Origin of the sequence: Blautia intestinalis (assembly GCF_014297355.1) — a bacterium.
GTDB classification, from domain to species: Bacteria; Bacillota; Clostridia; order Lachnospirales; family Lachnospiraceae; genus Blautia_A; species Blautia_A intestinalis.
This window is the reverse complement of the sequence record NZ_JACOQE010000008.1, coordinates 102,827-123,961: the sequence shown is the minus strand read 5'-3', so window position 1 is coordinate 123,961 and position 21,135 is coordinate 102,827. Positions and strand designations below refer to the sequence as shown.

Here is a 21,135-nt window from a genome sequence, read left to right as displayed (position 1 = left end):
TTTCATCTGCCTCCTTTAGCAAAGACCTTATTCATTTTCAATACAAACTTTTCCGTTCTGTACGGACACTTTATCATTTGCAATCAGATCGATTGCTTTCGGAAGGATCTTCCATTCAGCCTCTTCCATGACACGACGCTGAAGCACCTCAGGTGTATCTCCCTGACGTACTTCCACAGCTTTCTGAAGAATGATCGGTCCGGTATCTGTACCGGTATCCACAAAATGAACGGTTGCCCCTGTGACTTTTACGCCTCGCGCAAGCACACCTTCATGCACATGGAGGCCATAAAATCCCACACCGCAAAAAGACGGAATCAACGAAGGATGAATATTAATGATTCGATTCGGATAAGCTTCCACGATCATCGGTGGAATGGCAACAAGGAAACCGGCCAGTACTACAAGGTCTAACCGGTGTTTCTGTAATTCCTGCAAAAGTGCTTTATGAAATTCTTCTCTGTTTTCGAATGTTTTCGGAGAAATACACTTAGCCGGGATTCCCCTGCTCTCTGCGCGCTTTAATGCATATGCACCCGGATTGTTGCTGACTACCAGACTGATTTCTGCGTTTGTGATCTTTCCGCTGTCAACAGCGTCCATGATTGCCTGCAGATTCGTTCCTCCCCCTGATACCAGAACACCAACTCTTAGCATAAGGTTACTCCCTTTTCTCCAGCCTCGATACGTCCTATAACGTATGGAGTATCGCCAGCTTCACGGATAGCTGCCATAGTTTTGTCAACGTCAGCCGGATCTACTGCCAGAACCATGCCAAGTCCCATGTTAAATGTATTGTACATCATTTTTTCTTCAATATTGCCCTTCTTTGCAAGAAGATCAAAAATCGGAAGTACCGGATAGCTGTCTTTTTCAATAACAGCTCTTGTTCCTTCTTTCAGCATACGCGGAACATTTTCATAAAATCCGCCGCCTGTGATATGGCTGCATGCATGAATGCGTACACCTGCATCTTTGATGCTCTTAAGCGCTTTTACATAAATTCTTGTCGGAGCAATCAGAGCCTCACCAAGAGTTGTTCCCAGTTCATCATAGTATGTATCCAGAGATTCTTTTGTCATCTCAAAAACTTTACGGACAAGTGAAAATCCATTGCTGTGAACGCCGGTAGATGCCATACCGATCAGAACATCTCCTGCCTTCAGCTCTTCGCCGGTAAGAAGATCTTTCTTGTCAATGACACCTACAGCAAAACCTGCCAGATCATATTCGTCTTCCGGCATAAGTCCCGGATGTTCTGCTGTCTCACCACCGATCAACGCTGCTCCGGACTGTACACATCCTTCAGCTACGCCACTTACGATCTCAGCAATCTTTTCCGGATAATTCTTACCACATGCAATATAGTCTAAGAAAAATAACGGTTCAGCACCTGCACATGCAATATCATTCACGCACATAGCTACTGCATCAATACCGATGGTGTCATGCTTGTCCATGATCATGGCAAGTTTCACTTTCGTACCGCATCCGTCTGTTCCTGATACCAGTGTCGGTTCTTCCATATCTTTAAATGCATTCATGGAAAATGCACCGGAGAATCCGCCGATTCCTCCCAGAACTTCCGGTCTCATAGTCTTTGCAATATGTTTCTTCATTAACTCTACTGATCTGTAGCCTGCTTCAATATCCACACCTGCTTTTTTGTAATCCATACTTTTCTGGTCCTCCACCTTTTTAATTAGTAAGCCTGATATCCGACTTCCTGTAATCTGGCATCTTTCGCCTCAACCTGTTCTTTCAGTTCCTGACTGTATGCTTTCAGTCTGTCAAGAAGTTCCGGATCTGATGTTGCAAGGATCTTCGCTGCAAGAAGTCCTGCATTTGCACCACCGTTGATTGCTACAGTCGCTACCGGAATACCGGATGGCATCTGTACAATTGAATACAGTGAATCTCTTCCTCCAAGAGAAGTGGTATGCATCGGAATACCGATGACCGGCATCGGAAAGATGGCCGCACACATTCCCGGAAGATGTGCTGCCATCCCCGCTCCTGCAATAATTACCTTGAATCCCTTTTCTTCCGCTGTTTTTGCATATTCAAAGAACACATCCGGTTCTCTGTGTGCAGAAATAATTTTCATTTCGTATTCAACGCCCAGCTTGTCAAGAATTGCCGCTGCTTTACTCATAACCGGCATATCTGAGTCGCTTCCCATTACAATTCCTACTTTTTTCATTAGTTTGGTGGCCTCCTCATTTTTTCTTACATCTCAGGTTGATTCTACTAAGATTCTAAAATTGTGTCAATAAAATTACAGAAAAGAAATATTTTGGCGAGCAAACTCTTTTTGTATAAAAAGGTTCGCCCGCCAGAAAAAATTTGCCTTTACCGGTCAAAAGGAATATTCAGTTCTTCGGTTCCGGCAAGGACAAAACGACCGTTTTCAATAATAGAAACGCCTTCTCCGTCTTCGTCAATCACACGGATACTTCCCAGTTCTTCATATGGAATCGTAATGTCTGTATGGCATCCATAATACGCCAGACTGATGTCTTCTTTTCGCAGAATGGAGATTTCATTGTCCCTGGCAATAATCTCTCTTCCGTCCGGATTGAACACCGGAGTATCCTCTGCCCAGCTGTAGCAGGTATCACCCACGGCAAAATGCGGTCCCATCTTTTCTGCGATCAGAATCGGAAGTTTGTCGGCAATGCCATATTTTTCTGCTGCCACATATGCAGTCGTATTTGTACCAATTGCAAATTCTCCCATCGGAATTTTCGGATGATGATGAAGAATATTGTCCTCAATATAGGCACGGTTTTCTTCTTCCGTTTCAAAATTCGCGCAGGAATAGTCGATCACCTGTCCACAGTCAAACACAAGTTTCAGATCTTTAAACTGCAGACCATTCAGATATACTTTTTTTACATGAAGGATTCCGCCGGTTCCTGCAAGAACAGGAGACGTAAACACTTCTCCTACCGGAATATTCACATCTGCCACACAGTTTTCAAAATTTGTCTGTTTTTTGATATCTTCAAGTTCATGCAGATGAATGATCAGATCCGTTTCATTGTCATCTTTGCCCTTGATTTCTACCCACTGACAGGTATCCAGCGTCTCTATGATCGTCTGCTGGATCCGTTCGTACAGTTTATAATCCAGGGTATTGATCTTTACGATCTCCGCAAAAATCTCCGGGAAATCTTCTCCAATCTCCGGTACCGGATAAGCAATGATCGTAAAGCTTCTCTCGTCGCCTTTGATATAGCGGTTCACAATCTGTCCGGATTCATTGTCAAGTTCTACCTGCAGTTTCTGCTGCGCTTCCGTCAGAGTCCACACTTCCGGTGTTGTTACCGGTGAAAATGGTTCTTCGCCAAATGTTTCGATGCATGCCGGTCCGCCGTGGACAGCCGCCTGATCCTTATACTTCTCATAGGCATTCTGCATGGAGCGGAGTTTACGCTGTACAAAATCACTGTCCATAAACAGAGCCTGGTCCTGTCTGTGATCATAGTCAAACTGCGGATTCGGATTTCCTCCGGTAAATCCAATACGTGCAGAACCTCTCTTATTGACTGCGTGTGTTGCATGACGGTAGATCACCGGTTCCAGTCCCATCTCACGGAATTGAATGATTGCCGCACGGACCATTCTTTCAAAGCCGAGATTATATCGGATATTGACTGATTTTTTCTTTGTGATATCTTTTCTTCCATTGATAAATCCGATGCGGTATCCCTCCGTATAAGTTCTTGCCATATCGTTGATCTGCTCTTCAGAAAGTCTGTTCAAAAACTCTGCTACCCCTGTTTCATTTACGGAAATATATTCTCCGTATCGATACAGATAACGCAGATCGGTAAGATCAGAATCCATGATAATACGTACTGCAAAATCAAGTGATGGATTCACGCCCTCTGCGATCCGCAGTTCCATCATGTCCTGACAATAGTCATTGACATAGGAACGCAGAATATCCTCAGTACTTTTTACAGAAGTTTTCTCTTCACCTTCAAATGCTGCATATATCTCCAGAAACAATTCTGCCGCGACAGTATAATCCCAGTATTTTTTTTCGTATGCATAGGCAATTGTGCCTCTCAGTTCTGTATAAAGAAAAGAAAATGCTTTTCCATATTCTCCAAGTTTTTCTGCTGCATAGGCTGGATTTCCATAGCAGTGTCCGTAATTTTTCGGAAAGAGTTCTTCATAGAGACCGCGATTTTCGCTCTGCAGTTCCTCCATGGAAAAATCCCTCTGGTCTCTTTCCAGAATCTCACCTGTCTTTAAAAGAAAAGCAGCCTCTTTATGAAAAAAGTCCAGGAAAGTCTCTCCTGCCACCATTTCTGTACAGATTTCCGAAAGTCTGCCTTTTGCGAGTTCATATCTCTCTTTCAGCAATTCGTCCAATTTGTTTTCTCCTCTCAGTCATCAATCACATGTCCAAGCTGAATATGCTTATCTACCAGCTTTTTCATATACTCCCAGATTTCCCTCGAACCTTCGGAAGTATGCTCATTTCTTTTGTAAATCTGACTTTTGTGCACGCCATGTTCTGCCCAGCTTCGTCCGTTTGATGCATCATTGAGAAAAAGTGGCTGTGCATTGTCCAGAACATGGGCAAATTTCGCCTCTGCTGTTTCGTATGCTTCAAATTCCTCCCAGAGCTCCCGAAACCATGTTCCCTGGTCGTCTGGAAGCAGTCCGAAGATCCGGTCGGCTGCTTTCGTTTCACGTTCCTGCTTCGTCTTTGCTCCTGCTTCATCATATGCATAGGTATCCCCCGCATCGATTTCCACAAGGTCGTGGATCAGTACCATTGGAATAACTTTCGCCAGATCAACATCCTCATTCGAATATTCTTTAAGCAGAACCGCCATCAGTGCAAGATGCCACGAATGTTCTGCATCATTCTCCTTGCGGCTTGCATCCGACAGATACGTCTGTCGTACAATTTTCTTTACTTTATCCACTTCCAGAATAAATTCCATCTGTTTTTCTAATCGTTCCATCATAATTTAAACTCCCATCAGGAAAAAAAGCAGCCAGCCTACCAGAAAGACTCCATTCAAGATCGTTCCGACAATGCTGGTGCGATGATTACAGTTTTCTTCCGAAAAGCTTGCGACTCCCATCAGGAATCCATACACAGAAAGCAGTGTCGCAAAGAGACAGATTCCTCCTACGATAAATCCGTAACTGCCTTCGAGTACATAGGCAGTGCCAACCGCTGCCCCAAACAGAAGCAGGGAAGCAATTGCCAGTCCCACTGACAGCTTCCCTTTTTTGGTTTCTTTCTTCTTTATGATTGCATATCTATATCTTCTTGCCATAATGTCGTCTCCTCAGGTAATTACAGACAGCAAATATTCCATAACCGATTGCCGCCCCAAGCGTATTTAATATCAGATCATCCACGTCAAAACAGCCCACCTTTGTCACAAGCTGCACTACCTCGACCACAAGACTCAGCGAAAATCCTGACAATATAATAAAAAATCCGCTACGGCATTTATGTGTAATAACCGGAAGAATAAATCCATATGGAATAAATCCGATCACATTTCCAAATATATTGGAAAATACCGCCAGAACACCAAGCTGCTCCCTGTATATCCAGAACCTTCGGATTTCCAAAAACGGAACCAGATTGTAGCGATATGCTCTTTCCTCTGCTGCCACTCTTCCGTATTCCTCGAAAAAAAACAAAAAATACACAAGCAGCAACACATACAGAAGAAAGAGCATGACACCAATATGCTTTATTTTACGTTTTGTACTGTCTTTCAATTTTTTTCCCTGCCCGGCATCAGATCAGAATATCTGATTTTCTTTTTAACAGTCTGCTTCCACTGACGATCATCAAAACACCTGCGGTAATACCGATAACCAGTGTAACGATTCCTACTGCAATACTGCATGCTCCTGTTCTGCTTATCGTTTTATATATTTTTTCGTTCATGGCCAAGCCTCCTCATGTACTGAATCTCTGATTTTACCGGATCAGATCGTATTATTTTGCCCCATACTGGCTGTAATATGCATCAATTGCCTTCTTAAGATCATCATCGATGATGATCTGTCCTTTGTATTCTTTGTTGTACAGATGTTCAATGACCTCTGCCATGGTAACGATCGCGTTTGTCTCAAATCCATAGAGATCATGGACTTCATCAAGTGCGCATTTCACACCGCCCTTGCCGACTTCCATACGGTCAAGAGATACCATCAGACCGACAATCTCGACATCAGCGGCACCTTTTACCTTCGGAACGGTTTCTTCCATGGACTTGCCGGATGTAGTAACATCCTCGATCATGACAACGCGGTCGCCGTCTTTCAGCTTGCTTCCAAGAAAACTTCCCTTATCTGCACCGTGATCTTTTTCTTCTTTACGGTCAGAGCAGTAACGAATTTCTTTTCCGTACAGTTCACTGAATGCGATCGCAGTTACAACGCTGAGCGGAATACCCTTATATGCCGGTCCGAAAAGTACATCAAAATCCTCACCATATTTTGCGTGGATTGCTTTTGCATAATATTCACCAAGTTTTTTTAACTGGGAACCGGTCACATATCCGCCGGCATTCATAAAGAACGGAGATTTTCTTCCGCTTTTCAATGTAAATTCGCCAAATTTAAGTACCTGGCTGTCAACCATAAATTCAATAAATTCCTGTTTGTACTGTTCCATAATTTTATCCTCCATATTGGCTCATTTTAACACATTCCTGCGAAAATAACAACTTCCGCAGGAATGCTCTTATTATACTTATATTTTCTTTACATATAACCGGTTGCCCTTGTACCGTGGGATTCCCGATCCTGTCACATTATAATTCATTCCGCCATACAGTTCTATTTTTGTTATTTGTACATCTGTCCACTTCTGAACTGGCGAGAACCATCAGTTTCAGTTTACGAAGCTGCTGTTTATTATATGAGGCTGTACCGTTCTTTTTCATATGAATCCTCCATTCATTTTTGATATTCTTCGTCGTGTTTTCTCCTGTCCTTTCAATGTAACTATAATTATTTTATATTATAAGACTGATTTTGTCTATATTTCATAACATAAAAATAGTACGGAATCAGCGGGATAAGCGCAGCGATCCATGCCATCGGATCCGCAAGACAAACTCCAGCAAAACTGGTCCTTCCTGCAACCAATAACACGATTGTTGCCCTCGCTACCAGTTCAAATACACCTCCGAGCATAGGAACTAATCCATACCCCATTCCCTGAAGAGCATTTCGAAAGACAAAAATTGTACACAAAAACGGATATGCCCAGAAAACCGTACGGAAATATGTTACAGAAACCTGTATAACGTCTGTCTGTGATGGACTGATAAAGAGATAAGTAAAATATTTTCCGCCAAAGTAAACCAATAACATTTCAATCCCGCTCCAGATCAGAAGCATGATCCATGAATATTTTACTCCCTGTTTTACACGGTCCATCCGATCTGCACCACGATTCTGACCGACATAAGTTGCAATAGTAGCTCCCATGGAAACAGCAACCATACCAATGATATTCTGGATCTTACCTGCAGCCGAAAAACCAGCCATATATGTTGCTCCATAAATATTTACCGCACTCTGCACAATAATCGTACCAATTGCAGTAATAGAAAACTGCAGTCCCATTGGTATTCCAAGTGAAAGAAGTCTTCCAAAACTGCCCTGTTGAAGTCTGAAATTTTCCTTTTTCAGGTGAAGAATCGGATAACGCTTTATAATATATATGAGACAACAAATTGCAGAAACGGCCTGTGCGATGACTGTCGCATATGCACAGCCTTCTACTCCCATTCCGGCAAAACGAATCAATACAACATCAAGTACAACGTTGATTCCTGCTGAAATAATCAGAAAATACAACGGAGATTTAGAATCACCAAGGGCACGTAAAAATGCAGCCAAAGTATTATACGCTGCAGTTACAAGAAGTCCCGCATAAATAATTCCCATATATCCGGCAACATCATCCATAAGTTCTGCCGGTGAATTCATCAATCGTAAGATTGGAATATTAAACACAAGAAATCCAATGGTCATTGCCACCGCAAACCCCATCATCAGATAGATTGACATTGCCACAAAATGTCTCATATCTTCGTATTTTTTTGCGCCAAATCTCTGCGCAACGATAATAGCAAAACCACTGCTCAGGCCATTCAGCCACCCCGTCACAAAAAACATCAAAGATCCGGTACTTCCAATTGCCGCAAGTGCATCTACTCCAATAAACTGCCCCGCAACAATAGAATCTACTATATTATAAAACTGCTGAAAAACATTGCCGAGAAACATCGGTATCATAAACTGAATAATCAGTCTTACCGGGTTTCCGACTGTCATATTATTTGTCCTGTCTTTGCTCAATCTATTTCCTTTCTCATTACAAGACAGCAGAAAAAGCTTTTCCGCTTTGCCTGCTGTCTTATATACTTCTCACTTCTCTTATTTTTCGTCTGTTTTTATTTACTTCACAATCCCAATAATCTGGCTAATATCTTCAACCTTCTGCTGTACCATAAACTTCTCAATTCCTTCTGCAATTTCAACCGTCGCATAAGGATTAAAGAAATTCGCAGTGCCTACAGAAACAGCCGTCGCACCTGCCAGTCTTTCCACTACTTCACAGTAATCCTCGGTACTTTTTCCACATACATTGACGATAATCTTTGTATCGTACTGTTTCAGAAACGGTATGTCTCTTTTGCAGAAAAGATCAATTCCCGGGTTCTGAAGTCCAATTGCATTCAACATACCACTGGCAGTCTCTGTCACTCTCGGCGTCGGATTTCCCGGCCACGGCACGTTTGCAACGCCTTTTGTCACAACACCGCCAAGTTTGTTCAGATCTACAAATTCTAACACATTCCTGCGAAAATAACAACTTCCGCAGGAATGCTCTTATTATACTTATATTTTCTTTACATATACTCTGTTTGGCTGATATAGTGGGATATTTGCTCCCCTTGTATTATAATTCATGCCACAGTACAAACTTATTTGTCCTGTCACCTTTGCCCAGTCTGGATCATAAACTCGTCCATTGACTTCAGCCCAGCCGTGTCCGCCAGATGATACCGCATATGCTTTATATCCTACTGCATTTGCAAGATACGCAAACGCTGCGCCAAATCCGAAGCAGTCTGCCTTTTTTCTGTAAAGCATGATCTCCCCATAATGAATATCCCAGTCAGAACCACTGTAAAATTTTGTATCTGCACCGTATCCATATGATACAGCTCTCCTGAAAGCCGCCTTAAGCTTCTGTGCTTTTGTCATTTTGTTATTTGTACATCTGTCCACTTCCGAACTGGCGAGAACCATCAGTTTCAGTTTACGAAGCTGCTGTTTATTATACGAGGCTGTACCGTTCTTTTTCAGACGGATGCCATTTACCTTCGTAGATTTCTTCATGTATCCGCCGGCACCACCTGCCTGTCTGAAGAAATAGTATTTTTTCTTTACACAGCGCCAACCGGTTCTCTGAACTCCGTTTGATGCAAAATAGTATTTTTTTCCATTGACTGTCACAAGCCCTTTCGCTTTCTTTCCCTGTGCATTGTAATAATAGACATTTCCGTTGGAAGCCTTTACAAATTTGTTTTTCGCGCTTGCAGCCTGCGCAGAAGCCGAAAACAAAATGCAGCAAAACAATGCCAGTAAAATCACCAAACCATATTTTTTCTTTTTCATTCAAAGCCCTCTCTTTTCTGATCTTCTTATATCAATATTTAAACTGTACGATCTTCTGTACCTGATAAGATGTCGTAAAGTCACTGGTACCAAAGCATCCGCCCCATCCTGCAAAAGCGCCCTCGGCATCATAATGCTTTCCGTTGATCATAACCCAGCCATGTCTTGTATAAAACCATCTGCCGCATGATCTCTGCTTCCCGGAACCCTGCCGCAGATCACATATGGATTATAACCAAGTTCCTTTGCAAGTGCGGCAAATGTACAGGCAAAACCATAACAGTTTCCTCTGCTCTGATCAAACATTTTCTGTGCACAGCCAATCCACCATTTATCTGCATTAAGATCCGGGTCTGCCCATACATAATAATAGAAATGATTGCCGTATGCCAGATAATTATAGCAGGCTCTCAGTTTCTGTCCTTTTGACATCTTTGAATTCGTTACTCTGTTAATAATATTACGGGTAGTTACTTTTAACTGTGCGGCCTCATTTGCCTTCGTCTGCCCATTACTGTTAAAGCTCAGCCCGGCATAGGTTGTATCATGTTTCAGAATCCCATATTCATCTGCATAATATGTATATCTCCCTACTTTGAACCATCCGATACGAAGCGCCCCGTTTTTATAGAGATAATATTTCTCATTGCGGTAAGTTACAAATCCGGCGGATTTTCTTGTATAAAGACTTCCGTCTTTGCGAAACAGATAACGGACACCCTTTACCAATCTTCTCCCCCTCAGTGCGTATCCATCCTTGCCGAAATAGTATTTTTTGCCTTTAACGGTTTTCCACTGATTCTTGATTTTTTTGCCGTTTTTGTAATAACAGTATTTCTTTGATGATTCCTTATAAAAACCATTCTTCTTTTTCTTAGTTTTTTTCTTTGCTGTAGATTTTTTTGTAATTGTTTTGGCTGCTGCATAAACATCGCAGCTAGTCACCGGCTCGTATATCTGCACTGCAAACATCGCTGCCAATATCAGCAAAAATATACGAATCTTTTTCATCTGTGCGCCTCCTGCTGTCATTCTTTTTTGCTTATTATTTTACGATACCAATAAGCTGATTGATATCTTCAACCTTCTGCTGTGCCATAAACTTCTCAATTCCTTCTGCAATTTCAACCGTCGCATAAGGATTAAAGAAATTCGCAGTACCTACAGAAACAGCCGTCGCACCTGCCATAATAAACTCAAGTGCATCTTCTGCAGTTGCAATGCCGCCCATTCCGATGATTGGAAGCTTCACTGCCTGTGCTACCTGGTAAACCATGCGGACAGCAACCGGCTTTACTGCCGGACCGGACATGCCGCCTGTCTTGTTTGCAAGTGCAAATGTCCTTCTGTAAATATCAATTTTCATGCCTGTCAGCGTATTGATCAGCGATAAAATATCTGCGCCGCCTGCCTCTGCTGCCTTCGCCATCTCTGTAATATCTGTTACATTCGGACTCAACTTCATAATGATCGGCTGTTTTGCGTATTTCTTAACTTCTTTTGTGATTGCCTCAAGTGCATGCGGATCCTGCCCAAAAGCAATTCCGCCTTCTTTGACATTTGGACAGGATACATTGATCTCCAGAAGATCTACCGGTTCATCTGCCAGTCTTTCCACTACTTCGCAATAATCCTCGGTACTTTTTCCACATACATTGACAATAATCTTTGTATCATATTGTTTCAGAAATGGAATGTCTCTTTTGCAGAAAAGATCAATTCCCGGGTTCTGAAGTCCAATTGCATTCAACATACCACTGGCAGTCTCTGTCACTCTCGGCGTCGGATTTCCCGGCCACGGCACGTTTGCAACACCTTTTGTCACAACACCACCAAGTTTGTTCAGATCTACAAATTCACTGTATTCAGCCCCGGAACCAAATGTACCGGAAGCGGTCATCACAGGATTTTTTAACTCGACTCCCGCAAGAGTTACCTTTGTATTTATCATAACTCCACCTCCGTACTTAAGAATACCGGTCCGTCTTTGCAGACACGTTTGTTATGTACCTGAGAATGTGCATCGATTTCTTTTGATTTGCAGACACACGCCAGACAGGCACCGATTCCGCATGCCATTCTTTCTTCCATGGAAATCCAGCAGGTGATATTATTTGCTGCCGCATATTCCTTCAGTGCGCGAAGCATCGGAGTCGGACCACAGGCAAAGATCACATCTGCCTCCAGTGCTTTTTCCTGAATTGCATTCAGTACATTGCCCTTTGTTCCTGCGCTTCCGTCTTCTGTTGCCACATAAACATCTGCATATTTTGCAAATTCTTCATTCAAAAACAGTTCATCTCTGTAACCGAGAACAGCTGTTTTCTGCGCATTTAACTGTTTTGCAGTCTCCAGCATTGGCGGAATACCGATACCGCCGCCGATCAGAAAGACTTTTTTGCCCTCTGCTTCTTCGAGCGGAAAACCATTTCCGAGTGGTCCGAGTGCTTCGATCTTGTCCCCTGGCTGCATCTTTGAAAATGCTTCTGTACCGGTATTTTTTCCGGTCACACGGTAAACCAGACGAATCCGGCTGGTTTCTTTGTCAATCTCACAGATACTGATCGGTCTCGGAAGTAATTTACCTGCATTTCCTGTATATAAAGAAAGGAACTGTCCCGGACGTGCATACTGTGCCATCTGATCGGTCTGCAGCCAGAGGCTGAAAATATCTTTGCCTATTTCTTCCTGACTGACAACGGTCAGATTTTCTTTAGTCTTTGTACTCATCTGTCTCCTCCTGCCCTCATTAGCGATTCTGTAATGCACCGTCAATATCCGCGATCATCGTTTCTACTGCCTTACGGGACGCGTCCGCATAATTGAGCTCTCCGAATTCTGCGTAAGCTTCCTGTTTGTATGCAGCAATGATTCCTCTGGAAGAGTTTACGATTGCACCAAGTCCGTCTTCATTAAAGAAGTGAACGAGGTCTGCACCTTTTCCACCCTGTGCACCATATCCCGGTACAAGGATAAATGTCTTTGGCATCAGTTTACGAAGTACTTTGCCCATTTCCGGATAGGTAGCACCGACTACGGCGCCAATATAACTGTATTCTTTGCCCATGTGGTCTTTGCCCCATTCAGCAACCTTTTCGCCAACCCATTCATACAACGGACGACCATCGATCAGGCGATCCTGAAATTCTCCACTGGATGGATTGGATGTCTTAACAAGAATAAACAAGCCTTTATTTTCTTCTTTGCAGACATCAATAAACGGTTTTACGCCATCTGATCCGAGATATGGATTCACCGTTGCAAAGTCCTCATCGAATCCTGCATATTTCTTAGAACCAACCTGTACATGTCCGAGATGTCCGACTGCATATGCTGCGGATGTAGAACCGATATCCCCACGTTTGATATCTCCGATCACAACAAGATCTTTGGATTTGCAGTAATCTACGGTCTTTTTGTATGCCTGTAATCCCGGGATTCCAAACTGTTCATACATGGCAATCTGCGGCTTCACAGCAGGAATAAGATCATATGTTGCATCAACGATCCCTTTATTGAACTGCCAGATCGCTTCTGCAGCCCCTTCCAGAGTCTCACCAAACTCCACAAATGCCTTTTCCTGAATATGTTTCGGAATATAGTTCAGCATCGGATCAAGTCCTACAACGATCGGTGCATTGGTTTTACGGATTTTTTCAATAAGCTTGTTAATCATAACTGCTTCCTCCTGATGATTTATATTCTATAGTTTTATATACATTATCACCAATATCATACACGAAAAGGACGATTTAATAAAGTGTTTTTTACATATTGACCTTGACATTTTCATACCCTCGGTCTATAATTCATTCATAGACGAAAAGTACCTTAATATAAAATCACTAGTTTTTAGAGATTATATATTACCCAACGATATAGTCTCTAAAATCTGGTGATTTTTTCGTCAGATGGACATTTAACTTTTTATTTTTATGGAGGTAACATCATGAACAAAGGAACTGTAAAATGGTTCAACGCAGAAAAAGGCTATGGTTTCATCACAGGAGAGGATGGCGCTGACGTATTCGTACATTTTTCTGCAATCAATGGTGAAGGATTCAAATCACTGGACGAAGGACAGGCAGTAACTTATGATTTAACAGAAGGCGCTCGCGGAATGCAGGCTGCTAACGTTACAAAATTATAATTAACATCTGATACTTCAGGTTTCATAACCTTCAAATAAAAAGCCCCGGGGTTTCCCGGGGTTTTTTATTATCTCATTTACTCTGCATCAGACGAAAGGCCTGAAACATAATTGTCGATTGCTGAAGTATCCATAACTGTCTCTGTCACGGTAGATGCTTCTTTTGCTTCAATTTTAGCGTAGGCGGAAAATCCGATCCAGCCAACCATCGCAACGCAGATGGCAATCCATGCAAGGATTTCCAGTTTGTCGATGATTCTTTCCTTTCTGGCGGCTTTGGAACGTCCATACTTGCCTGCTCTGTAGTTGTCTACTTTCTTCTGACTCATATCAAGAATCTCCTTTGCTATATAAGCTCATGCTTTTGTCATTATATCACACTATCATTAAAAAGTGAAGCATCTTTACCGCTTATACAGTCGTTGTTCACAGGATCTTCACACCGCTACGATCACACCGCCATCATTCGCATACATGCTGCTGACACCTGCGGTATCCAGAATCACAATCTTTTTTATCGGCATCCGCTCTTCCAGCGCATTCTTTAACAAAATTGCTCTTTCATGGCAATTGCAATGAGAAATTGCAAGAGTCTTCTGTCCGCTGTCAGCAGTCTTCTCCACGATTGCCTGTGCCATCTTAACCAGTGCTTTGTTCATTCCTCTTGCCTGATCAAGCTGACAGATTGCACCTTCCTCTGTAGATCCCATGACCGGTTTGATCTTGAGTGCACTTGCCACAAGTGCTTTTACCTTGCTGAGTCTGCCGTTTTTACGAAGCGTCTCCAGATTATCCAGTACAAAAAAGGTATGCTGCTGCTCAATATACGCATCAACCGTCTCAATAACCTGTTCAAATGGAAGCCCTGCTTCTTCGCACTCCTGAATTTTCATTGCAATCAGAGTCTGACCTACTGATGCAGATTTCGAATTAAAGATGTGAATCTGTCTGTCCGGATGATCCTCCTGCAGAAGATTTTTGCCAAGAACAGCACTGTTGTAAGATCCACTCAGCTCTGCTGAAAGAGTTACCGCATATACATGTTCTGCCTCACAGTCGAATGCACGCATATAGCGCTCAGGAGAAGGGCATGCAGATTTCGGACATTCCGGGCACTCTGCAACCCTTTTCAAAAAATCGGCCTGATCAAATGTTTCATCATCTATAATATTTACACCATCTACGCTCAATGTCAAAGCGACTGATTCAAAGCGTGGATCCTGCTTCCATTCATCAAGTAATTCCCCACAACTATCTATAACAACTTTATAGCTCAAATATATCGTCCTCTTTTCCATAATATGTAGTATCGAATACCACATCTATATTAACATATAGCCACATATTTGAAAAGACTTTTTCGAAAAACTCTATTCTTTTTTTTCTTTCTGATCTATAATAGAAGCTACATTAATTCAGGAGAGTAAAAAAATGCTTGTACTCAAAATAAATGACGTTAAAAATTTTATGAATCAGCTTCTGATTGGCCAGACCTTCGACGATTTTTCTCTTGTCGAAGCTTCAATTACAACATTTTGCAGTTTCACGATCGATGGTAAGCTCCACAGAGATTTTTTTGACAGTGACAGTAAACAGCTCGCCGATCAGAACGCTCCCTACTGTCCATGGAAAGAATTGAAAGCTTATTGCTACTCTATTATTCGAGGCAAACTTCCACCCCTGCATTTTCGAATTACTTTTCAGTTAAGCCCCAGTCAGTTAACGCAAATTCTTCCTGCATTTTCTGATGTGATCACTGTTCCTGCCATCCGTGGACTGAATCTGAATCTACAGTACAAAAACCATGAATTATTCTGTACATCCGGAATTTCCTCGGACGGCTTTCTTCCTGATAAATCATCGGAACTTATCTGGGAGTCCTTTATTACGGATTATTTCAGAGCCCGCCAGATAAATTTTGACAGGCTTTAAATTGTGGATTGCCCATCAGGGGATTTTGTTCTTCTTCCTCTTCATATTCGGTCTGCACCAGATAATATGCCAGCATATCTACAAACTCGCTGTTTGTCGGCCTGTATCTCAATGGATAACCGGCTATCCGATCCATTGTTTCCTTATTTGCTGTCCAGCAGACGTTGATCACTGTACGAATGTCATGTTCAATATTGACCGGTGTTGATTTAAACTTCTTAGCCAGATGTGGATAAATATCTTTTGTAATCTTAATCGGATAATCCTGAAGCTCCATAGACATCATTACTGCTTCTGCCACATAATAATAGCCTTTATATTTTGAAGTCATACCCAGCTGCCTGATCAATCTGTATACTTTTCTCATGTGCTCTCCCTCCGCTTTTTCCTGTTTTGTCATTATTATACGACAAAATCTTTTTATTTTTCTTTTGCATACCAAACTCGTTCTAGTTCGAGAAAAAACGACATTTTCAGAGAGAACCTTATTTTTTTCAACCAAAATTTTTTTAAGAACCATGTACGCATCAGCATATTCGATTTATCTTTTGTTGTCAAGAATTAATTTGTTTGTTAAAAAAAGTTCCCAAATCCAGTCTCAAGACCGCATTTGGGAACTCTATAATAATCTTTGCTTACATACTTCTTATTTTTAGAGATTACTTATATATCTGACGTTTTTATTTTGTAAGAAGCATTAGAATTTCGTTGCTTCTCTGCACAAATTTTGTCATTTCATCCGGTGAAAGCTGTTTGTGGCTCAGCATTGCAAGGTCATACAACTGCTGGCAAATCATTTCTGCATGAGCAGATTCCTGATTCTCAGCAAGATATTTAACAAGCGGATGACTTATATTCAGCACCAGTGTCTCCTGACCGCCAAACATACCCGGATCCATGCCATACATATTGTACATTTTCATCATATCCTGCATACGACGGCTTTCTTCAGAAAGTGTCATCATTGCAGCAACTGATTCATTTTTCAGGTTTTCAACCTTCACTTCAAGCTTGTCCATATTAAGACTCTTACGGAAAAGCTCTGTCAGAGCTTTTGCTGTTTCTTCGTCAGCCGCACCCTCACCTTTCAGTTCTTCCGTTACATCAGCATCAATTCTCTTGAACTGAATTGTCTGATCCTTCTGCTCCAGATGAGAAATAAATGTTGTATCAATGTTATGAGAAAGAATCACTGCATTCTTTCCTGCTTCTCTGAACATGTTGATGTACTGGCTCTGCTGTACAGCATCTGTTACATAGAAGATCGTTGTCTTTTCCGGTTCTTTATTTTCGTCCTTCTTCTCTGTATCTTCTGTTTTTTCTGTATCTTCAGCCTTTTCTTCTGTGTCTGCTTTCTTATTCTGTTCGATGCAGTCTTTCAGTGTCAGATACTTGTTGTCGATATCTTTAAAGAGGATATAATCATGCAGTTTCTCAGCAAACTTGCTGTCTTTGATACAGCCGAATTTGATAAACGGGCTGATATCATCCCAGTATTTCTCATAAGATTCGCGGTCGGTCTTGCACATACCGGTCAGCTTGTCAGCAACCTTCTTGGAAATGTATTCGGAAATCTTCTGAACAAACCCATCATTCTGAAGTGCACTTCTGGAAACATTCAGCGGCAGATCCGGACAATCGATCACACCTTTCAGAAGAAGCAGGAATTCCGGAATTACCTCTTTGATGTTGTCCGCAATAAATACCTGGTTGTTATATAATTTGATGGTTCCTTCAATGGAATCATATTCTGTATTGATCTTCGGGAAATACAGAATACCTTTCAGGTTAAACGGATAGTCCATGTTCAGATGAATCCAGAACAGTGGCTCCTTATAATCCATAAATACTTTACGATAAAATTCTTTATAATCTTCATCAGAGCATTCATTTGGATGTTTCATCCACAACGGGTTCGGATCGCTTAAGGAAACCGGACGTTTGTTAATCTTTACACGGTCTCTTGCAGGAGAAACTTCGACAACTTCTTTCTCGCCTTTGTCGTTTTCTTTCTCTTCTGTCTTTGCATCTTCATGGATATGCTCAACAACAACATCATCATCCTTCAGATCCGCTTCATCGATCGTTTCGTATTCCTGCTCTGCATTTGCTTTAGAAAGATAAATATTTACCGGCATGAAAGAACAATATTTCTCGATAACCTCACGCATACGGTATTCATTACAGAATTCCAGGCTTTCATCATTCAGAAACAGTGTGATCTCAGTTCCGACTGTTGTGCGGTCGCCATCTTTCATATCATATTCTGTACCACCGTCGCAGGTCCAGTGAACCGGTGTCGCACCTTCTTTGAAAGAAAGTGTATCAATGTGTACTTCATCGGCCACCATGAAAGCGGAATAGAAACCGAGACCAAAATGACCGATCATCTGGTCATCTGTTGTCTTATCTTTATATTTTTCAAGGAACTCTGTTGCTCCGGAAAATGCAATCTGTGTAATGTATTCTTCTACCTCATCGGCAGTCATACCAATACCATTATCAATGAATTTCAGGGTCTTGGCATCTGAATCAACTACAACCTGCACTGCTGGTTTATAATCATCTGCAAATGTATACTCGCCCATTACTTCCAGTTTTTTCAGCTTTGTGATTGCATCACAGCCATTGGATACAAGTTCTCGAACAAAAATGTCATGGTCAGAATACAGCCATTTCTTAATGATCGGGAAAATATTCTCACTGTTAATTGATAAATTTCCATGCTTTTCAGCCATATTATCCACACTCCTTAGATTCGTTTTTTCGTCTTTTTATATACTAATCCCCTTTTTTCCAAAAGTCAAGAAAAAATTAGCACTCATTTAAAATGAGTGCTAACAAAAAATTTTTTATTTATTTGTTTTTATTTTTCTTTTTGTAAAATACTACTCCGCCGATTGCTCCGGCCGCAATAATCAGAATACATATAAATGGAAGAATCTGCGTACTATCTCCTGTCTTCACGGCGCCTGTCTTGCTGATTGCCGGTGTCAGATTAGCTCCCGGAGCTGTCACATTGGCCTTTGTGATGGAAAATGATACCTGCCGTGTATCTGTTGTATTGGTCGGCTGCCAGGAATTTCCATCATACTTCTGCTGCTCAAAATTAACTTTTAATGTGTAGTCTCCACTCTTTGCCAGACCAAAAGATGCTGTATACGGTGCCGCATCCCATCCCAGAGTATTATTGAGTACAGTCCATGACTTCGGTTCATAACGTGTATCTCCTTTACGCGGAGATGTATTATCCATTCCGGCACCTACTGCTGTAAAGGAAATCTTTGACTGAGTCGTATATACACCATTGTAATCAATTCCGGTGATTGTATTATTTTCGGCAGAAGCCATCTTCGGACTGTATGCTTTTACGTTGACATCTATGGATGTCGCCAGATTCAGATTGTTATCATTATCCACACCGTCCGGAAGAGTAATTGTTCCTGATACGGTGAAGTTCTGTTCATCTGTTGCAGACTGTCTGTAAGAAGATCCTTTTACATTCCAGGAAACAGCCGCTTTCATATTGCCTGCAGTTGTTTCAATCACAACTGCGGATGGAAGATTCAATGAAGAAGCACTTTTCTTGGTACCGTTTGGAAGTCCGCTGACAGCCGATGGCTGCTGAATCTTCGTAATGGTCGCGGTATCTTTGATCACCTGAAACGCTACAGAAATCGGAGTTGTTGCTTCAAATCCGCTTTCTGTTGCTACTTTAATCGTTTCTGTATAGCTGCCGACTGCCAGACCTGCCTTAGGACGTACGGAAAATGTGATTCTGCCTTCCCCATTCGGCGCCAGTGTCAGAGAATCCTCTGTAGTGATCTCATAATTTCCACTCTGACTCACCGGCATAATTACTGTCTCTGGTACATTTCCGTTATTTGTATATGTGATCGTCTTCGCGTCAACTGCAGAATAGCCATTCTTTGCCGTCGCAAAGTCCAGAGTCTCATTCGGATTCGGGGTAAGGTCATGTAAAATATCCTGTACCGTCACAGTAGCGGTGATTGTAGCTATCTCCATCATCGCTTCCGGATCATTGACATTATTGACCTTAAATGTCTGCTGATATGGATTCGCATTTGCGCCAAGTCCGGTTACCGGTGTAATCGTAAGTGTTGCTGTTGCACCCGAATTCACTGTAACTGTGTTCGTCTGCGCGTCTGTCTGCTCAGCCCAAACCGCCGTTGCTGCCTGATTCTCATCACCTGATGCAGTAACAGAAAGAGTCACTTCTGTATCACTATTATTTTTAAATGTTACTGTCTTCTGCGCTGCTGTAGCATCCTCTGCTGTATAGTCCTGTACAAAAGAGAACTCCGGTGTAAGACTGTCATTTTCTCCGATTGTAATCTGATCTGCGGTTACCTGACTCGGATTCTCATTTGACGGCTCTTCGTTTGATGAATCTTTGTTTGATGGCTCTCCATTTGACGGTTCTTCATTTGATGGATTCTCGTTCGATGGATCTTCTGTCGTTCCGTTATTTCCATCCTCTGCCGGATAGGTATCATCGGAAGTTGCCGGCGGAATTCCATCTACCGTTTCAGTACCGGCCTTATCTTCTCCCTCAGCAGAATCATCCGGCTGCGTCAGCTGATTATCTTCCATCTGGTCATCCTTTACCAACGTATCCTCTGTCGGCACTTCCTGTGGCTCGCCAGTCTGCTCCGGCTGTTCTTCCTGTGGCTGTTCTTCTGTCACCTGTCCCTCTGTCTGCTGATCATTAGAAGTCGCAGGTGGTATCTCATCTACCGTTTCTGCACCTGCTGCTTCGGTATCCTCAGTGCTATCTGCACTGTCCTGCTGATCGTCGGTGTTCTCCTCATCAGTTGTCTGATCTTCTCCTGTTTCTTCGGAAGCATCCTCTGTCTGTGCCTCTGCTGCAGCTCCGCTCTCAGCATCAACCACTTCATCAGAAGTTACTGTCAGTGTGCCGCTATAACCGTTTTCTTCTTTGCCGGTAATTGTCAGCACGATCTTGGAACCGATATCTTCCTTTGTCACTGTATAAGTCTTTTCTTTACCAAGCTCTTTCAGTTCAGGAGTTTCCCCTGCACTTTCCGCGGCTTCATCGTCAAGTGTCTTTCTTGACCAGAGATAAGTGACATCATCCTCTGTCATTCCCTCCGTATTTACTTCTTTAAAATCAGCACTCAGCGTCTTTCCCTCAGCTACGATCCCATGGATTTTAAGCTTACCGTCCAGCACTGTCGTTTCTGCCGCAAATACTGTCATCGGAAGTATCGACAATGCCAGCAGTACTGACATGATAACTGCAAGAATTCTCTCTTTCCGCATAAGTCATCCTCCTTTTAAAATTTTCTCTGTAAGCGGTGCTTTGCACGCCTCATATT

Annotated in this window: 23 protein-coding genes and 1 pseudogene; 2 read left to right on the top strand and 22 right to left on the bottom strand. The window is 42.2% G+C overall.

Going from position 1 to position 21,135, the window contains the following annotated elements:
- Nucleotides 1-27: 27 nt before the first annotated feature.
- The 17 genes and pseudogenes from purN to pyrF all read right to left on the bottom strand — a co-directional run bounded on the left by purN (nucleotide 28) and on the right by pyrF (nucleotide 13,369).
- Complete coding sequence (purN, locus tag H8Z79_RS12610; protein WP_118040384.1) at nucleotides 28-657, bottom strand: phosphoribosylglycinamide formyltransferase; 630 nt, start codon at nucleotides 655-657, stop codon at nucleotides 28-30.
- Complete coding sequence (gene purM / locus H8Z79_RS12605) at nucleotides 651-1,676, bottom strand: phosphoribosylformylglycinamidine cyclo-ligase (protein ID WP_015541378.1); 1,026 nt, start codon at nucleotides 1,674-1,676, stop codon at nucleotides 651-653. Before purM ends, purN begins: the two co-directional genes overlap by 7 nt.
- A gap of 26 nt (nucleotides 1,677-1,702) precedes the next feature.
- Complete coding sequence (gene purE / locus H8Z79_RS12600; RefSeq protein WP_015541377.1) at nucleotides 1,703-2,203, bottom strand: 5-(carboxyamino)imidazole ribonucleotide mutase; 501 nt, start codon at nucleotides 2,201-2,203, stop codon at nucleotides 1,703-1,705.
- Nucleotides 2,204-2,352: 149 nt separating this feature from the next.
- A complete protein-coding gene (locus H8Z79_RS12595) occupies nucleotides 2,353-4,377 on the bottom strand; it encodes an aminopeptidase (RefSeq protein WP_408609897.1) in 2,025 nt (674 codons plus the stop codon).
- Nucleotides 4,378-4,400: 23 nt separating this feature from the next.
- Complete coding sequence (locus H8Z79_RS12590; RefSeq protein WP_118040410.1) at nucleotides 4,401-4,988, bottom strand: HD domain-containing protein; 588 nt, start codon at nucleotides 4,986-4,988, stop codon at nucleotides 4,401-4,403.
- Between the two features lie 6 nt (nucleotides 4,989-4,994).
- Nucleotides 4,995-5,309 (bottom strand): DUF6142 family protein, encoded by a 315-nt coding sequence (locus H8Z79_RS12585; RefSeq protein WP_015541375.1) that lies wholly within the window; start codon nucleotides 5,307-5,309, stop codon nucleotides 4,995-4,997.
- Nucleotides 5,293-5,766, bottom strand: coding sequence for a VanZ family protein (locus H8Z79_RS12580; RefSeq protein WP_225876988.1), 474 nt, complete (start codon nucleotides 5,764-5,766; stop codon nucleotides 5,293-5,295). The genes H8Z79_RS12585 and H8Z79_RS12580 overlap by 17 nt, the downstream gene beginning before the upstream one ends.
- Before the next feature lie 19 nt (nucleotides 5,767-5,785).
- Entirely contained in the window at nucleotides 5,786-5,938 is a 153-nt protein-coding gene (locus H8Z79_RS12575; RefSeq protein WP_015541374.1) for a hypothetical protein, read from the bottom strand.
- 51 nt (nucleotides 5,939-5,989) lie between these two features.
- Complete coding sequence (gene pyrE, locus H8Z79_RS12570; protein WP_015541373.1) at nucleotides 5,990-6,670, bottom strand: orotate phosphoribosyltransferase; 681 nt, start codon at nucleotides 6,668-6,670, stop codon at nucleotides 5,990-5,992.
- Nucleotides 6,671-6,809: 139 nt separating this feature from the next.
- Nucleotides 6,810-6,941 (bottom strand): hypothetical protein, encoded by a 132-nt coding sequence (locus H8Z79_RS17160; RefSeq protein WP_263970810.1) that lies wholly within the window; start codon nucleotides 6,939-6,941, stop codon nucleotides 6,810-6,812.
- Nucleotides 6,942-7,008: 67 nt separating this feature from the next.
- The gene (locus H8Z79_RS12565; RefSeq protein ID WP_015541372.1) at nucleotides 7,009-8,343 is read right to left on the bottom strand and encodes an MATE family efflux transporter; all 1,335 of its coding nucleotides are present in this window, start codon (nucleotides 8,341-8,343) and stop codon (nucleotides 7,009-7,011) included.
- 261 nt (nucleotides 8,344-8,604) lie between these two features.
- Nucleotides 8,605-8,865: pseudogene (locus tag H8Z79_RS12560) on the bottom strand (dihydroorotate dehydrogenase); the annotation flags it as partial.
- Between the two features lie 45 nt (nucleotides 8,866-8,910).
- Nucleotides 8,911-9,693, bottom strand: a complete 783-nt coding sequence (locus H8Z79_RS12555; protein WP_015541371.1) for a cell wall-binding protein — start codon at nucleotides 9,691-9,693, stop codon at nucleotides 8,911-8,913.
- Between the two features lie 147 nt (nucleotides 9,694-9,840).
- Nucleotides 9,841-10,704: a transglutaminase domain-containing protein gene (locus H8Z79_RS12550; protein ID WP_182279245.1), complete on the bottom strand. Its 864-nt coding sequence runs from the start codon at nucleotides 10,702-10,704 to the stop codon at nucleotides 9,841-9,843.
- Nucleotides 10,705-10,738: 34 nt separating this feature from the next.
- Nucleotides 10,739-11,644, bottom strand: a complete 906-nt coding sequence (locus H8Z79_RS12545; protein WP_015541369.1) for a dihydroorotate dehydrogenase — start codon at nucleotides 11,642-11,644, stop codon at nucleotides 10,739-10,741.
- Nucleotides 11,641-12,423, bottom strand: coding sequence for a dihydroorotate dehydrogenase electron transfer subunit (locus tag H8Z79_RS12540; protein WP_015541368.1), 783 nt, complete (start codon nucleotides 12,421-12,423; stop codon nucleotides 11,641-11,643). The genes H8Z79_RS12545 and H8Z79_RS12540 overlap by 4 nt, the downstream gene beginning before the upstream one ends.
- 19 nt (nucleotides 12,424-12,442) lie before the next feature.
- A complete protein-coding gene (gene pyrF, locus H8Z79_RS12535) occupies nucleotides 12,443-13,369 on the bottom strand; it encodes an orotidine-5'-phosphate decarboxylase (RefSeq protein WP_015541367.1) in 927 nt (308 codons plus the stop codon).
- A gap of 273 nt (nucleotides 13,370-13,642) precedes the next feature.
- Between pyrF and H8Z79_RS12530 the strand changes: the two genes are divergently transcribed.
- Nucleotides 13,643-13,843, top strand: coding sequence for a cold-shock protein (locus H8Z79_RS12530; RefSeq protein WP_005425201.1), 201 nt, complete (start codon nucleotides 13,643-13,645; stop codon nucleotides 13,841-13,843).
- Nucleotides 13,844-13,920: 77 nt separating this feature from the next.
- On the opposite strand, the gene H8Z79_RS12525 is transcribed toward H8Z79_RS12530, so the two are convergent.
- Both H8Z79_RS12525 and H8Z79_RS12520 read right to left on the bottom strand, forming a co-directional pair.
- Nucleotides 13,921-14,172 (bottom strand): hypothetical protein, encoded by a 252-nt coding sequence (locus H8Z79_RS12525; RefSeq protein WP_118040378.1) that lies wholly within the window; start codon nucleotides 14,170-14,172, stop codon nucleotides 13,921-13,923.
- A gap of 108 nt (nucleotides 14,173-14,280) precedes the next feature.
- Complete coding sequence (locus H8Z79_RS12520) at nucleotides 14,281-15,120, bottom strand: DegV family protein (RefSeq protein WP_118040376.1); 840 nt, start codon at nucleotides 15,118-15,120, stop codon at nucleotides 14,281-14,283.
- 154 nt (nucleotides 15,121-15,274) lie between these two features.
- On the opposite strand from H8Z79_RS12520, the gene H8Z79_RS12515 reads away from it, so the two are divergent.
- Nucleotides 15,275-15,775, top strand: a complete 501-nt coding sequence (locus tag H8Z79_RS12515; RefSeq protein WP_118040374.1) for a DUF5721 family protein — start codon at nucleotides 15,275-15,277, stop codon at nucleotides 15,773-15,775.
- Here H8Z79_RS12515 and H8Z79_RS12510 read toward each other — a convergent pair.
- The 3 genes from H8Z79_RS12510 to H8Z79_RS16955 form a co-directional block, all read right to left on the bottom strand.
- Nucleotides 15,741-16,142, bottom strand: coding sequence for a sporulation initiation factor Spo0A C-terminal domain-containing protein (locus H8Z79_RS12510; RefSeq protein WP_225876987.1), 402 nt, complete (start codon nucleotides 16,140-16,142; stop codon nucleotides 15,741-15,743). The genes H8Z79_RS12515 and H8Z79_RS12510 overlap by 35 nt on opposite strands.
- A gap of 313 nt (nucleotides 16,143-16,455) precedes the next feature.
- On the bottom strand, nucleotides 16,456-18,513 hold the full coding sequence (htpG, locus tag H8Z79_RS12505) for a molecular chaperone HtpG (RefSeq protein WP_015541362.1): 2,058 nt from the start codon (nucleotides 18,511-18,513) through the stop codon (nucleotides 16,456-16,458).
- A gap of 118 nt (nucleotides 18,514-18,631) precedes the next feature.
- Complete coding sequence (locus tag H8Z79_RS16955; RefSeq protein ID WP_015541361.1) at nucleotides 18,632-21,079, bottom strand: hypothetical protein; 2,448 nt, start codon at nucleotides 21,077-21,079, stop codon at nucleotides 18,632-18,634.
- Between the last annotated feature and the right edge of the window lie 56 nt (nucleotides 21,080-21,135).